The sequence below is a fragment of the Streptomyces sp. NPDC037288 genome, from assembly GCF_055603265.1.
The window spans coordinates 94,701-108,618 of record NZ_JBVJVY010000025.1 but is presented as its reverse complement, the minus strand read 5'-3'; the positions used below and the strand labels follow the sequence as shown (position 1 = coordinate 108,618).

Annotated in this window: 10 protein-coding genes and 1 pseudogene; 2 read left to right on the top strand and 9 right to left on the bottom strand. The window is 70.9% G+C overall.

Going from position 1 to position 13,918, the window contains the following annotated elements; translation table 11 throughout:
* Position 1: 1 nt before the first annotated feature.
* The 3 genes and pseudogenes from ACZ7GZ_RS26285 to ACZ7GZ_RS26275 all read right to left on the bottom strand — a co-directional run bounded on the left by ACZ7GZ_RS26285 (position 2) and on the right by ACZ7GZ_RS26275 (position 1,001).
* Entirely contained in the window at positions 2–205 is a 204-nt protein-coding gene (locus ACZ7GZ_RS26285; protein WP_471027812.1) for an aromatic-ring hydroxylase C-terminal domain-containing protein, read from the bottom strand.
* A gap of 13 nt (positions 206–218) precedes the next feature.
* Positions 219–266, bottom strand: a pseudogene (locus ACZ7GZ_RS26280) (hypothetical protein); the annotation flags it as partial.
* A gap of 150 nt (positions 267–416) precedes the next feature.
* Positions 417–1,001: a TetR/AcrR family transcriptional regulator gene (locus ACZ7GZ_RS26275; protein WP_471027811.1), complete on the bottom strand. Its 585-nt coding sequence runs from the start codon at positions 999–1,001 to the stop codon at positions 417–419.
* Between the two features lie 96 nt (positions 1,002–1,097).
* On the opposite strand from ACZ7GZ_RS26275, the gene ACZ7GZ_RS26270 reads away from it, so the two are divergent.
* Positions 1,098–2,639 carry an MFS transporter gene (locus ACZ7GZ_RS26270; RefSeq protein WP_471027810.1) on the top strand — a complete coding sequence of 514 codons (1,542 nt, stop codon included), beginning with the start codon at positions 1,098–1,100 and terminating at the stop codon, positions 2,637–2,639.
* A gap of 61 nt (positions 2,640–2,700) precedes the next feature.
* Here the strand turns inward: ACZ7GZ_RS26270 and serA are convergent, their stop codons facing one another.
* The 6 genes from serA to ACZ7GZ_RS26240 all read right to left on the bottom strand — a co-directional run bounded on the left by serA (position 2,701) and on the right by ACZ7GZ_RS26240 (position 12,793).
* Positions 2,701–4,290 (bottom strand): phosphoglycerate dehydrogenase, encoded by a 1,590-nt coding sequence (gene serA / locus ACZ7GZ_RS26265; protein ID WP_471027809.1) that lies wholly within the window; start codon positions 4,288–4,290, stop codon positions 2,701–2,703.
* 252 nt (positions 4,291–4,542) lie between these two features.
* Positions 4,543–5,541 (bottom strand): ketol-acid reductoisomerase, encoded by a 999-nt coding sequence (ilvC, locus tag ACZ7GZ_RS26260; protein WP_471027808.1) that lies wholly within the window; start codon positions 5,539–5,541, stop codon positions 4,543–4,545.
* A gap of 145 nt (positions 5,542–5,686) precedes the next feature.
* Positions 5,687–6,211, bottom strand: a complete 525-nt coding sequence (gene ilvN / locus ACZ7GZ_RS26255; RefSeq protein WP_217461712.1) for an acetolactate synthase small subunit — start codon at positions 6,209–6,211, stop codon at positions 5,687–5,689.
* Positions 6,212–6,232: 21 nt separating this feature from the next.
* Positions 6,233–8,080, bottom strand: a complete 1,848-nt coding sequence (locus ACZ7GZ_RS26250) for an acetolactate synthase large subunit (protein WP_471027807.1) — start codon at positions 8,078–8,080, stop codon at positions 6,233–6,235.
* A gap of 352 nt (positions 8,081–8,432) precedes the next feature.
* Complete coding sequence (locus ACZ7GZ_RS26245) at positions 8,433–11,459, bottom strand: EAL domain-containing protein (protein WP_471027806.1); 3,027 nt, start codon at positions 11,457–11,459, stop codon at positions 8,433–8,435.
* Between the two features lie 380 nt (positions 11,460–11,839).
* Positions 11,840–12,793 (bottom strand): 2-hydroxyacid dehydrogenase, encoded by a 954-nt coding sequence (locus ACZ7GZ_RS26240; protein ID WP_471027805.1) that lies wholly within the window; start codon positions 12,791–12,793, stop codon positions 11,840–11,842.
* Between the two features lie 76 nt (positions 12,794–12,869).
* Here ACZ7GZ_RS26240 and ACZ7GZ_RS26235 point away from each other — a divergent pair, with 76 nt between their 5' ends.
* Complete coding sequence (locus ACZ7GZ_RS26235; RefSeq protein WP_471027804.1) at positions 12,870–13,868, top strand: aldo/keto reductase; 999 nt, start codon at positions 12,870–12,872, stop codon at positions 13,866–13,868.
* Positions 13,869–13,918: the final 50 nt, after the last annotated feature.

Below are 13,918 nucleotides of genomic sequence, written 5' to 3'. Positions count from 1 at the left end.
GTCACGGGCGGCTGTTGAGGGCGGCGAGGGCCTCGGAGAGGGTGGTCGCGGTGGGCGGGCCGTCGGACCAGCGGGCGGCGATGTGACCGTCCGGGCGGACGAGCAGGGCGCCGCGCGGGCCCAGGCCGCAGACCCTGGCCGGCTCCTGGGACAGGTGGGAAGGGCGGCAGCCCCCCGTGTTTCTCGACCAGCAGGGCCCGCACACCCCACCTTTCCAGCAGCGCCCGGGCGGTGAGGCCGACGGGACCCCCGCCGACGATCAGCACGGTCTCCTCGGCCTCGGCTACGGCCGTGCCGAGCCGGGTTCCGCGAGCGGGATCCGGCACATGGGGCCAATCTCCGGTACCCGTCGAGCGACCGCAATCCGGGCACTCCGGGACCGCCGGCACACGACCGGCGGGTGCGGGACGGGCGGATCAGCCCTCGTCGAGTCCGTTGATCACCCGCCGCAGCCCCTGCGTCAACTGCTCGGCGGTGGTCGCCGAGTCCGGGTCGAAGAGCCACTGGACCATGAGGCCGTTGAGCAGCGTCTGGTAGAGGCGGCCCTCGGTCTCGACCACCTCCGGGTCGAGGTCCGCCTCCGGGACACCGTTGAACATGGCGGCGAGCCCCGCGCGGCCCTCCTTCTGCGCCTCGGCCAGGAGCTTGCGCACCTCCTCCAGCCGCTCGTCCTGGAACATCAACTCAAAGCTGAGCAGCCAGATCGCCCGCGATTCGGGCACGGTGCGGATGATGCTCGTCCACACCTCCTGGAAGCGCTCCAGTGACCCCGCAGGCTGCGTCACCGTCCCGCCGAGCCCCGGGTCGAACCGCTCCCCCACTCCTTCGATCAGCGAGATGTAGGCCTGCACCAGCAGCGCGTCCTTCGAGCCGTAGTGGTAGCCGATCGACGCCAGGTTGGTGCCCGACTCCCTGACGACGTCCCGCGCGGTCGTGCGCAGGAACCCCTTCTCCAGCAGGCAGCGCTTGGCGCCTTCGAGCAGATCCTCACGGTGTCCCATGCGCACCACACTACCCCGATCCATACAGCCGTCCTAGACACATGACTTATACATTCGTTCTAGACAAGCGTTTAAGACGCCCGTACAGTCACTGCCATGACGACGAACCCGACGAGCACCACCCCCTCCGGCCGCGCCGACAGCGCCGCCCCCGCCCGCGCCGGACGACGCGAGTGGACCGCTCTCTCCGTGCTGATGCTGCCGCTCCTGCTGGTCTCGATGGACGTCTCGGTCCTGTACTTCGCGACCCCCGCCATCAGTGCCGACCTGCACCCGAGCGGCACCCAGCAGCTGTGGATCTTCGACGTCTACGGCTTCGTCCTGGCCGGCCTGCTGATGACGATGGGCTCCCTCGGCGACCGCATCGGCCGCCGCAAGCTCCTCCTCATGGGCGCCGCCGCCTTCGGCACCGCCTCGCTCCTGGCGGCCTACGCGAACAGCGCCGAGACGCTGATCGCGGCCCGCGCGATCCTCGGCATCGGCGGCGCGACCCTGATGCCGTCCACGATGGCGCTGGTGCGCACGATGTTCACCGACCCCGGCCAGCGGGCGAAGGCGGTCGGCCTGTGGTCCGGCGTGATGACCGGCGGTATCGCGCTCGGCTCGGTGATGAGCGGCATCCTGGTCGAGCACTTCTGGTGGGGCTCGGTCTTCCTGGTCAACCTGCCCGCGATGCTCCTGCTCCTGCTCCTCGGCCCGGTGCTGCTGCCGGAGTCGAAGGACCCGAACCCGGGCCGTTTCGACTGGCCGAGCGTCCCGCTGTCGATGGCCGCCGTGCTCCCGGTGATCTACGGCCTGAAGGAGATCCCCTCCGAGGGCTGGCACCCGCTGTACGTCGTCTCCCTCACCGTCGGCCTGCTCTTCGCGGCCCTGTTCGTCCACCGGCAGCGCACGGCCGCCTCGCCGCTGATCCCGCCGGCCCTGCTGAAGGGCCGCGGCTTCGCCCCGGCGCTGGTCCTGAACCTCGTCGCCGCCCTCGCCATGATGGGCTCGGCCATCTTCACCACGCAGTACCTGCAGGCGGTCCTCGGCAAGAGCCCCCTGGCGGCGGCCCTGTGGAGCCTGCTGCCCTCGGTGTTCATCGGCTTCGCCGGCCCGGTCACCGCACAGCTCGTCCAGCGCGGCGTCAACCGGGGGTACGTGGTCGCCGGCGGCTTCGCGGCCATGGCGGCCGGATACTCGATGCTGGCCCTCATCGGCATCGACTCACTGTGGCTGGTGCTGGCCGGGGCCGGCGTCCTCGCCTGCGGGATGGTCGCGATCACGTCCCAGCTGGTCGACCTGGCCATGAGCAGCGCGCCGGTGGAGCGGGCGGGCACGGCCTCCTCCCTGCTGGAGACCGGCACCGAGTTCGGCGGCGCGCTCGGCATGGCGGTCCTCGGCTCCATCGGTACGGCGATCTACCGCCGCGAGATGCCGTCCACCGCTCCGGCCGGGGCCCGGGAGACCCTGGGCGACGCCCTCGCCACGGCCGCCCACCTGCCCGGCCCGGCCGCCGAGTCCCTCCTCACCACGGCTCGGGAGGCGTTCACCAGCGGATTCCAGGGCGCGGCGATCGCCGGCGCGGTCGTGGTGGCACTGGCGGCGGTGGGAGCGGCGGTGAGCCTGCGGACGATCGAGACCAGGGACGAGGAGTAGGGCACGGAAAAACGCCGGGCGGGCTGACGAAAGTCAGCCCGCCCGGCGTTTCGATGATGCGTCAGACGAGGTTCACCGAGCGGGCGGACGTCGCACCGATCTCGGAAGCCACCTCGGCCAGCACGCCGGCGGTCACCGTGTCGTCGACGGTGAGCACCGCCAGTGCCTCGCCGCCCACCGCCGCACGAGCGACCTGCATGCCGGCGATGTTGATGCCCGCCTCGCCGAGGATGCGGCCGACGGTGCCGACGACACCAGGACGGTCCTCGTAGCGCAGGACGACCATGTGGTCGGCGAGCGCGAGGTCGACGTCGTAGTCGCCGACCGCGACGATCTTCTGGATGTGCTTCGGGCCGGCCAGCGTGCCGGAGACCGACACCTCCTCGCCGTCCGCGAGCGTACCGCGCACGGTGACCACGTTGCGGTGCTCGGCCGACTCGGAGCTGGTGGTCAGCCGGACCTCGACGCCACGCTCCTGCGCGAACAGCGGCGCGTTGACGTACGACACCGTCTCGTCGACGACGTCCTCGAAGACACCCTTGAGCGCGGACAGCTCCAGCACCTTCACGTCGTGCTGGGTGATCTCGCCGTAGACCTCGACGTCGAGGCGGTGCGCGACCTCGCCGGCGAGCGCGGTGAAGATACGGCCGAGGCGCTCGGCGAGCGGCAGGCCGGGCTTGACGTCCTCGGCGATGACACCGCCCTGGACGTTCACCGCGTCGGGCACCAGCTCACCGGCGAGGGCGAGACGGACGGACTTGGCGACCGCGATACCCGCCTTCTCCTGGGCCTCGTCGGTGGAGGCGCCGAGGTGCGGGGTGCACACGACCTGGTCCAGCTCGAACAGCGGCGAGTCGGTGCACGGCTCCTTGGCGTACACGTCGAGGCCGGCGCCGGCGACCCGGCCCTCCTTCAGCGCCGCGTACAGCGCCGCCTCGTCGACGATGCCGCCGCGCGCGGCGTTGACGATGCGCACGCTCGGCTTGACCTTGCGCAGCGCCTCGTCGCCGATGAGGCCGAGGGTCTCGGGGGTCTTGGGCAGGTGGACGGTGATGAAGTCGGAGACCTCCAGCAGCTCGTCCAGGGACAGCACCTTCACGCCCATCTGCGCGGCCCGGGCGGGCTGCACGTAGGGGTCGTAGGCGACGACCTTCATGCCGAAGGCGGACATGCGCTGGGCGACCAGGGCGCCGATGCGGCCGAGGCCGACGACGCCGAGGGTCTTCTCGGCCAGCTCGACACCGGTGTACTTGCTGCGCTTCCACTCGCCGTTCTTCAGCGCGGCGTTGGCCTGCGGGATGTTGCGGGCGCTGGCGAGGATCAGACCGCAGGCCAGCTCGGCGGCGGTCACGATGTTGGAGGTCGGGGCGTTGACGACCATCACGCCGGCCTTGGTGGCGGCGGAGACGTCGACGTTGTCCAGGCCGACGCCGGCGCGGGCGACGACCTTGAGCTTCTTCGCCGCGGCGATGGCCTCGGCGTCGACCTTGGTGGCGGAACGGATCAGGATCGCGTCGACATCGGCGATGGCGGGGAGCAGTTCGGCTCGGTCGGCTCCGTTGGTGTGCCGGATCTCGAAGTCCGGGCCGAGTGCGTCCACGGTCGCGGGCGACAGCTCTTCAGCGATGAGTACGACAGGTTTCGAGCTCACGTGAGGTCCTCACAAGTCCAGAGCATGCGGACGGCCGTCCCGACGGCCGCAGGCGGAGGAGGGGCTAGCCGCGGAAGACGCACGACGCTGTGGGCCTGACGCGTATGTTGTTCAGCAGTCTAGTGGCGCCGAGGTCGTCGTTTTGCGCCACCGCGGAAGTATCACCCGGACGAGAAACTACATTTTGTAGCGCTGCCGGCGGTTGTGGAGCAGGGGGCCGGAGCAGTGTGCCCCGACCCCCTGACATGAGGCTTACGCCTCCTCGTTCACCCAGCTCATCAGCTTGCGCAGCTGCTTGCCGGTGGTCTCCAGCAGGTGCTCGGAGTCCTGCTGCTTGTACTCGTTGTACTTCTTCAGGCCGCCGTGGTACTCGTCCATCCAGTTGGTGGCGAAGGTGCCGTCCTGGATCTCGGCGAGGACCTTCTTCATCTCGGCCTTGGTGGCGTCGGTGATGATGCGCGGGCCGGTGACGTAGTCGCCCCACTCGGCGGTCTCGGAGATGGACCAGCGCATCTTCTCCAGGCCGCCCTCGTACATGAGGTCCACGATCAGCTTCAGCTCGTGCAGGCACTCGAAGTAGGCGATCTCCGGCTGGTAGCCGGCCTCGGTCAGGGTCTCGAAGCCCGCCTTGACCAGCGCGGCCGTACCACCGCAGAGGACGGCCTGCTCGCCGAACAGGTCGGTCTCGGTCTCCTCGGTGAAGGTCGTCTTGATGACGCCGGCGCGGGTGCCGCCGATGCCCTTCGCGTACGACAGGGCCAGCGCGAAGGCGGCTCCGGAGGCGTCCTGCTCGACGGCGGCGATGCACGGAACGCCGCGGCCCTCCTCGTACTGACGGCGGACCAGGTGGCCCGGGCCCTTCGGGGCGACCATGCAGACGTCCACGCCGGCCGGGGGCTTGATGAAGCCGAAGCGGATGTTGAAGCCGTGGCCGAAGAACAGCGCGTCGCCGTCCTTCAGGTTCGGGGCGATGGACTCCTCGTAGACCTGGGCCTGGATCGGGTCCGGGACCAGGATCATGATGACGTCGGCCTCCGCGGCGGCCTCCGCGGGGGTCACCACGCGCAGCCCCTGCTCCTCGGCCTTGGCCTTGGACTTCGAGCCCTCGTGCAGACCGACACGCACGTCGACACCGGAGTCACGCAGCGACAGCGCGTGGGCGTGACCCTGGCTGCCGTAGCCGATGACCGCGACCTTGCGGCCCTGGATGATGGACAGGTCGGCGTCAGCGTCGTAGAACAGCTCGGCCACTTTGGGTTCTCTCCTTGGTGTGCAGGTTGTGCGTCCCACCGTATGCCGGTGAGGGGAGGGGAAGTTTCTCAATCTCGGCATCCGGGCGGACGGGTCGTCGCCGACCGCCCGGTTTCAGCCTCGCGCGGTGCGCTCGGGTTCAGCTTTACGCGGTTCGGTCGAGCGCGCGAAGCGAGCGGTCGGTGATCGAACGGGCGCCTCGGCCGATCGCGATGGTGCCGGACTGCACCAGCTCCTTGATGCCGAACGGCTCGAGCATCTTGAGCATGGCGGACAGCTTGTCACCCGACCCGGTGGCCTCGATCGTGACGGCCTCCGGGGAGACGTCGACGGTCTTGGCGCGGAACAGCTGGACGATCTCCACGATCTGCGAGCGGGTCTCGTTGTCGGCGCGCACCTTCACGAGGACGAGTTCCCGCTGGACGGCCTGTCCGGGCTCCAGCTCCACGATCTTCAGCACGTTGACGAGCTTGTTGAGCTGCTTGGTCACCTGCTCCAGCGGCAGGTCCTCGACGTTCACCACGATGGTGATGCGGGAGATGTCGGGGTGCTCGGTGACGCCGACCGCGAGCGAGTCGATGTTGAAGCCGCGCCGCGAGAACAGGGCGGCGATGCGGGCCAGGATGCCCGGAGTGTTCTCCACCAGGACGGAGAGCGTGTGCTTGGACATGGTCTTTTACGTCTCTCTCGCTCAGTCGTCTTCGTTGTCGCCGAAGTCGGGGCGGACGTCCCGGGCGGCCATGATCTCGTCGTTGGAGGTGCCGGCGGCGACCATCGGCCACACCATCGCGTCCTCGTGGACGATGAAGTCGACGACGACCGGGCGGTCGTTGATGGAGTTCGCCTCTTCGATGACCTTGTCCAGGTCCTCCGGGCGCTCGCAGCGCAGGCCGACGCAGCCCATCGCCTCGGACAGCTTCACGAAGTCCGGCACGCGCGTGCCCTTGGCCTCCGGGTTGACGTCGTCGGGACCGCTGTGCAGCACCGTGTTGGAGTAGCGCTGGTTGTAGAAGAGGGTCTGCCACTGGCGGACCATGCCCAGGGCGCCGTTGTTGATGATGGCGACCTTGATCGGGATGTTGTTCAGCGCGCAGGTGGTCAGTTCCTGGTTGGTCATCTGGAAGCAGCCGTCACCGTCGATCGCCCAGACGGTCTGCTGCGGCTGTCCGGCCTTGGCGCCCATGGCCGCCGGGACCGCGTAGCCCATCGTTCCGGCGCCGCCGGAGTTGAGCCAGGTGGCCGGCTTCTCGTACTGGATGAAGTGCGCGGACCACATCTGGTGCTGGCCGACGCCCGCCGCGAAGATCGTGCCCTCCGGGGCGAGCTGCCCGATCCGCTCGATGACCTGCTGCGGGGACAGCGAGCCGTCCTCGGGCTGGTCGTAACCGAGCGGGTAGGTCTCACGCCAGCGGTTCAGGTCGCTCCACCAGGCGGTGTAGTCGCCCTTGTGGCCCTCGCTGTGCTCCTTCTGCACCGCCTGGACCAGGTCGGCGATGACCTCGCGGGCATCCCCGACGATCGGCACGTCCGCGGCGCGGTTCTTGCCGATCTCCGCCGGGTCGATGTCGGCGTGGACGATCTTGGCGTAGGGAGCGAAGCTGTCCAGCTTGCCGGTGACGCGGTCGTCGAAGCGGGCGCCGAGGGCGACGATCAGGTCGGCCTTCTGCAGCGCGGTGACGGCGGCGACCGCACCGTGCATGCCCGGCATTCCCACGTGCAGCGGGTGGCTGTCGGGGAACGCGCCGAGCGCCATCAGGGTGGTGGTGACGGGCGCTCCGGTGAGTTCGGCGAGGACCTTCAGCTCGGCCGTGGCCTGCGCCTTGAGGACACCGCCGCCGACGTAGAGGACGGGCCGCTTGGCGGAGGTGATCAGCTTGGCGGCCTCGCGGATCTGCTTGGCGTGCGGCTTGGTCACCGGGCGGTAGCCGGGCAGGTCCATGGTGGGCGGCCACGAGAAGGTCGTCTTCGCCTGCAGGGCGTCCTTGGCGATGTCGACCAGGACGGGGCCCGGGCGGCCGGTGGAGGCGATGTGGAAGGCCTGCGCGATGATCCGCGGGATGTCCTCGGCCTTGGTGACGAGGAAGTTGTGCTTGGTGATCGGCATGGTGATGCCGACGATGTCCGCCTCCTGGAAGGCGTCCGTGCCGATCGACTTCGAGGCGACCTGGCCGGTGATCGCGACCAGCGGGACGGAGTCCATGTGCGCGTCGGCGATCGGCGTGACCAGGTTGGTGGCACCGGGGCCGCTCGTCGCCATGCAGACGCCGACCTTGCCGGTGGCCTGCGCGTAGCCGGTGGCCGCGTGGCCGGCGCCCTGCTCGTGGCGGACCAGCACGTGACGGACCCGGGTGGAGTCCATCAGGGGGTCGTACGCCGGGAGGATCGCACCGCCGGGAATGCCGAATACCGTGTCCGCGCCGACCTCCTCGAGGGAGCGGATGAGGGACTGCGCACCCGTGACGTGCTCGACGGGGGCGGACTGCTGTCCTCCGGATCGGGGCCGCGGCTGCGGATGGGCCCCGGTGGCCTGCTCGGTCATCGGCATTCTCTTCTCGATGCTGAGGGTTTTTGCGAGGTTTGTACGGAGTTCACGCGGTGCACGAGCGGCACTCGTGCAACAAAAAACCCCTCGTGCCGCAAGGCAAGCGAGGGGAGCGCGCCGGTGAGGTCGCTGGGCATTCCGGATCGTCCTCCGGTGGGTCCCAGCTCAGCCGACGCGCTGTCCAAGTACGAGAATTCGGGTGCGCATGGCACTGACCCTCCCCCCGGCACGCACCACGTGTCAAGTGGGTGGGATGGGCGTCTCATTATGTGAGCGACAGGCACGGCCACCTCCCAGGACGGCGGGCACACTCCCTGTGTACACCCCCGCGCCCTTCTCCGTGGCCCGTTCACCCACGGGGGGCACCGGTCGGCGTCGAGGCCACGACCGCGCTCAGCCCATCGGGCCTGCGCGCGACCGCTGCCCCGTCACCGACACGCCCCTGCGGCTCTCGCAGGCCGCCCGCGAACGCCGGCTCGGCCGGTGCGTGGGGCACCGGATAGTGGCCGGATCCGAGCGCCCGGCGCAGCCGGTACTCGTCCAGCGGCCCCGCGAACGCCATACCCTGCCCGTGCGTACAGCCCATCGCGCGGAGCGCCACGACCTGCTCCGGCAGGTCCACACCCTCGGCCACGGACTGCAGCCCGAGATCGCCGGCGATCCGCAGCAGACCGCTGGTGATCTTGTGCAGCCGCGCGGACTCCACGACGCCCTCGACCAGACTGCGGTCGAGTTTCAGCACGTCCACGGGGAGCCTTCTGAGCGCCGTGATGGCCGCGTGGCCGCTGCCGAAGCCGTCCAGCGCGATCCGCACCCCGAGACGGCTGAGGGCGGTCAGCCGGCGCTCCAGCTCGTCCAGGCAGATACGCGGATCGGTGTCGGACAACTCCAGCACCAGCGCGCCGGGCGGCAGTCCGTGCCGGGTCAGCAGCGCCTCCACGGAGCCGAGCGGCATCGAGCGGTCCAGCAGCCGCAGCGCGCTCATCCGGACGGCCACCGGTACGACGAGCCCGGTCGCGGCCCGCTCGGCGGCCTGCTCGACGGCCTCCTGCAGGATCCAGCGGTCCAGCTCGGCGGTCTTGTCGCCGTCCTCGGCCACCCGCAGGAACTCGGCCGGGGTGAACAGCACCCCCTGCGAGGAGCGCCAGCGCGCCTGCGCGGAGACCGCCGTGATCCGGCCGCCCTCCAGGCACACCACCGGCTGGTGCAGCAGTGCGAACTCGCCGTCGTGCAGGGCGGCCCGCAGCCGGGTGGCCAGCTCCGCCTTGCGTACGACGTCCTGCTGCATCTGCGGCTTGTACAGCTCGACCCGGCCCTTTCCGGCCGCTTTCGCGCGGTACATCGCGAGGTCGGCGTTGCGCAGCAGTTCGCCCGCACCGAGGCCCGGTTCGGCGAAGGCGACGCCGATGGAGGCGTTGACCCGCACGTCCTGGCCGTCGATCGCGTACGGCTGGGAGAGGGTCACCCTGAGGCGGTCGGCGAGCTCCAGGATGTTCCGCTCCCGGGCGGCGCGGTCACGGGTGCCGTCCCCGACGATCAGGGCCGCGAACTCGTCGCCGCCCAGCCGGGACGCGGTGTCCCCCTGCCGGACCGCGTCCTGGAGCCGGCGGGCGGCCTGGACGAGCAGTTCGTCCCCGGCCTGGTGCCCGATGGTGTCGTTGACGGCCTTGAAGCCGTCGAGGTCGATGAAGAGCACGGCCGTGTTGCGCAGGGCGGCACCCCGGTCGGTGGCACGGCGGCCGGACAGGGCCTGCTGCACGCGCCGGGTGAACAGTGCGCGGTTGGGCAGGTCGGTCAGCGGGTCGTGCTCGGCGTTGTGCTGCAACTGGGCCTGCAGGCGCACTCTTTCGGTCACGTCCCGGCTGTTGAAGATCAGCCCGCCGTGGTGCCGGTTGACCGTCGACTCCACGTTGAGCCAGCCGCCGTCGCCGGACCTGAAGCGGCACTCGATGCGGGTGGTGGGTTCCTCCAGCGGGCTCGCGGCGAGGAAGCGGCGCACCTCGTGCACCACGCAGCCCAGGTCCTCCGGGTGGATGAGACCGGCCAGCTCGCTGCCCACCAGTTCCTCGGCGGGCCGGCCGTAGACCCCGGCGGCGGCCGGGGAGACGTACCGCAGGACGCCGCTGGGCGCGGCGATCATGATGACGTCGCTGGAGCCCTGCACCAGGGAGCGGAAGTGGTTCTCCTTCTGGGCCAGCTCCTGGGTGAGGGTGATGTTGTCCAGCAGCATGATGCCCTGCCGGATGACCAGCGCGAGCACGACGGCACCCGCGGTGATCAGCACCACGTGGTCGGGTCGGCGCCCGTTGAGGACGTTGTACAGGATGCCCAGGGTGCACACGGCGGCGGCGAGGTACGGGGTGAGGGCGGCGAGGGAACCGGTCAGCGGCCGGCCTGCCGGATACCGGCTGTGCTCACCTCCCGGGGTGGGCGCGGGCAGGGGGTGGGGGACCGTGCCGCGCTGTCCGGGCAGGTGCTCGTGGACCACGCGCGTGTGCCCGTCCGGTACCTGCGTCTCCTGAGCGCCCTTGCGGCGGGGCGCGGCCCAGGGGGCGTAGGCGAGCAGCAGCGAACCGGCGAACCAGCCGGCGTCCAGCAGCTGCCCGGAGCGGTAGCTGCTGTGCAGCAGCGGTGAGGTGAACAGCGCGTCGCACATCACGGTCACCGCGAGCGCGCCGATCGCCGTGTTCACGGCGGTGCGGTTGCCCGGGGTGCGGCGGAAGTGCAGCGCGAGCACCATGCTGACGAGCGCGATGTCGAGCAGCGGGTACGCCAGCGACAGCGCGGTGTGCGCCACGCTCGGTCCGTCGAACCGGGCCGCCTGGGCGAGCGCGAGGCTCCATGACAGCGTGAGCAGCGAGCCACCGATCAACCAGGCGTCCAGCGCCAGACAGATCCAGCCGGCCTTGGTCACCGGCCGTTTGGCGAGCACCAGCAGGCCCACGATGGCGGGCGGCGCGAAGCACAGGAAGAACAGGTCGGCGTAGCTGGGGCTGGGCACAGGCTGTCCGAGGACGACCTCGTACCACCCCCAGACCGCGTTGCCGAGGGCCGCCATCGTCGAGGAGAGCGAGAACAGCAGCCAGGCCGAACGGAAGCGGACACGCGGACTGCGGGCGTACAGGAAGCACGAGACGGCGGCGGCGCCCGCCGCCGCGCTCAGCCCGAAGTCGCCCATGACCAGCGCGACTTCGTCCGTGCCCCAGTCGAACGCGGCCCCGAGGGCGTAGGCCGCGCACACCAGGGCCAGGACGAGCTGCTCCATCGCGCGCGTGCCCTCGCCGACGGCCGGCCGGCGGCCCGGCGGCGCCTGCCGCGGTTGGGGGGCGCGCACCGCTGCGTCCAGGGCGGTCGTCACGGAGGGCGGCGCACTCACCGGGGCCTCCCGGTCCGCGCAGCTCCCGCGTCCCGACGGTTCCGGTGCGGGTGCGCATGCCTCCGGCGCCCGGTGTGCCTGCGCTGATGGCTGTGGTGGCTGGTGTGGTGGCCGCGTCTGCGCGTGGCCGTGCGCCAGGCTCGCCGTCGGCGGCTCCGCCGCGTCGGATCGTTCGTCCATAGGCCGTGCATCGCCCGTCGCCCCCCTCACGAATCTGAACTGTCCATCCCCGGCGCCGAACGGTCGGCGGCGCAGCCCCTGTCGGGACGATACACCAGGATCGTCACTCAGGGACATAGCTTCTCTACGCTCCGTGACGACCAGCGGGGATGCCGGTACGGGCCGCGTCCGAAGGGTTGCGGAGGGTGCCGGAAGCGGTGCTACGACCCCGTCGTAAGGATCACGTTGCGCAGCGGCTCGTGGTTCACGAACCGGGTCAGCTGGTCGCTGAGCAGCCGCTTCGCGCGTGGCAGGAAGGCCGAGGAGGGGCCGCCCACGTGCGGGCTGATGAGCACGCCGGGGGCCTGCCAGAGCGGGTGCCCGGGCGGCAGCGGCTCGGGATCGGTGACATCCAGGGCGGCGGTGATACGGCCGCTCTCCAGCTCCGCGAGCAGCGCCTTGGTGTCGACGACGGGACCCCGGGCGACGTTCACGAGCAGCGCCCCGTCCTTCATCCCCGCCAGGAACTGGGCGTTGACCAGCCCCCGTGTCTCCTCCGTCAAGGGCGTGGAGAGGATCACGACATCGGCGTGTGGGAGCAGTTGCGGCAATTCGGTGAGCGGGTGCACCGGACCGCGCGCCGTGGTGCGCGGGGAGCGCGCCACGCGCGCCACCCGCGCGAGCTCGAAGGGCGCGAGCCGGTCCTCGATGGCGGCGCCGATGGCGCCGTAGCCGACGATCAGGACGGACTTGTCGGCGAGCGCCGGGTGGAACGCGCTCTGCCAGCGCTCCTGCTGCTGGGCGCGGACGAAGCCGGGGATGCCGCGCAGGGAGGCGAGGGTCAGGGTGAGCGCGAGCTCGGCGGTGCTCGCCTCGTGCACGCCGCGCGCGTTGCACAGCCGCACGCCCGGCCGGATGACCGGCAGCCGCGCGGTGACGTCGTCGACGCCGGCCGTCAGTGTCTGGATGACCTGCACGTTGGTCAGAAGCTCCAGCGGACGCACCTTGACCGGCCACGGCTTCATGTAGGGCACCACGTACAGGACACAGTCCGCCGGGTCGCCGGGAAAGGGCTGGTCACCGTCCTCGCCCCCGTCCCAGAACAGGTACCGGAGCCCCTCGGGAAGCCCCTCGATCTCCTCCGGCGCCAGGGGAAGCCACACGTCAGCAGTCATGCCAAGGAGGCTATGTCAGGCACGCGCGCGTGCAGAGGTTAGGTTGGGGGCCGGGCAGAGGGAGGTTCGCGAGCAGGTGGAGCGCAGGACGATCGGCGCGGGGGCGCTCGGGGTGGGGGCCGTCGGACTCGGGTGCATGCCGATGAGCTGGGCGTACAGCGGGTCGCGGCAGCGGGGCGACGCGTCGCTCCGAACCGTGCACCGGGCACTGGACCTGGGCTCGAACCTCCTCGACACAGCTGACATGTACGGCCCGTTCACCAATGAGCTGCTGCTGGGCCGGGTACTCAAGGAGAGGCGCGCGGACGCCTTCGTGTCCACGAAGGCGGGGCTGCTGGTGGGCGAGCAGCACATCGTGGCCAACGGCCGCCCCGGGTACGTGAAGCGGGCCTGCGACGCCTCGCTGCGGCGCCTGCAGACGGACGTGATCGACCTCTACCAGTTGCACCGCGCCGACCCAGAGGTCCCCGTCGAGGAGACCTGGGGTGCGATGGCGGACCTCGTCCGGGCGGGCAAGGTGCGGGCACTGGGTCTGTGCGCGGTGGGCGCGCGCGGTGGCCGCCGCTCGGGGGCCGGGCTGTACGACGTCACGCTGCGCCAGCTGCAGCGGGTGCAGCAGGTCTTCCCGGTGACCGCGGTGGAGGCGGAGCTGTCGGTGTGGTCGCCGGAGGCGCTGCGGGCGCTGCTGCCGTGGTGCGAGGCGCGGGGTGTGGGTTTCCTCGCGGCGATGCCGCTGGGCAACGGCTTCCTGACCGGCACGCTGAGGCCGGGCGAGGGCTTCGAACCGGACGACCTGCGCGCTCGCCACCCCCGTTTCACGGCGGAGATGATGGCGGCCAACCAGCCGATCGTCGCGGGCCTGCGCCGCATCGCCCACCGCCACGGTGAGCACGTCACCCCGGCCCAGGTCGCCCTGGCCTGGGTCCTGGCCCAGGGCCGCCACGTGATCGCCCTGCCGGGCACGAAGCAGGAACGCTGGGCCACGCAGAACGCGGCGGCGTCCGACCTGCACCTGACCGAGCAGGACCTGACGGAGGTGTCCCGCCTGCCGGCGGCCCGGGGGTCGTGGGACTGAGGGGGACGGTGGCGGCGGGGAGGCGGGGCGGCGGCTGCTCGGACCCGGGT

Bases quoted from the DNA above. Each gene is read 5' to 3' on its own strand.
- ACZ7GZ_RS26240 (WP_471027805.1), bottom strand. From the start codon at position 12,793: ATGACTGCTGACGTGTGGCTTCCCCTGGCGCCGGAGGAGATCGAGGGG.
- ACZ7GZ_RS26275 (WP_471027811.1), bottom strand. From the start codon at position 1,001: ATGGGACACCGTGAGGATCTGCTCGAAGGCGCCAAGCGCTGCCTGCTG.
- ilvN (WP_217461712.1), bottom strand. From the start codon at position 6,211: ATGTCCAAGCACACGCTCTCCGTCCTGGTGGAGAACACTCCGGGCATC.
- ACZ7GZ_RS26270 (WP_471027810.1), top strand. From the start codon at position 1,098: ATGACGACGAACCCGACGAGCACCACCCCCTCCGGCCGCGCCGACAGC.
- ACZ7GZ_RS26250 (WP_471027807.1), bottom strand. From the start codon at position 8,080: ATGACCGAGCAGGCCACCGGGGCCCATCCGCAGCCGCGGCCCCGATCC.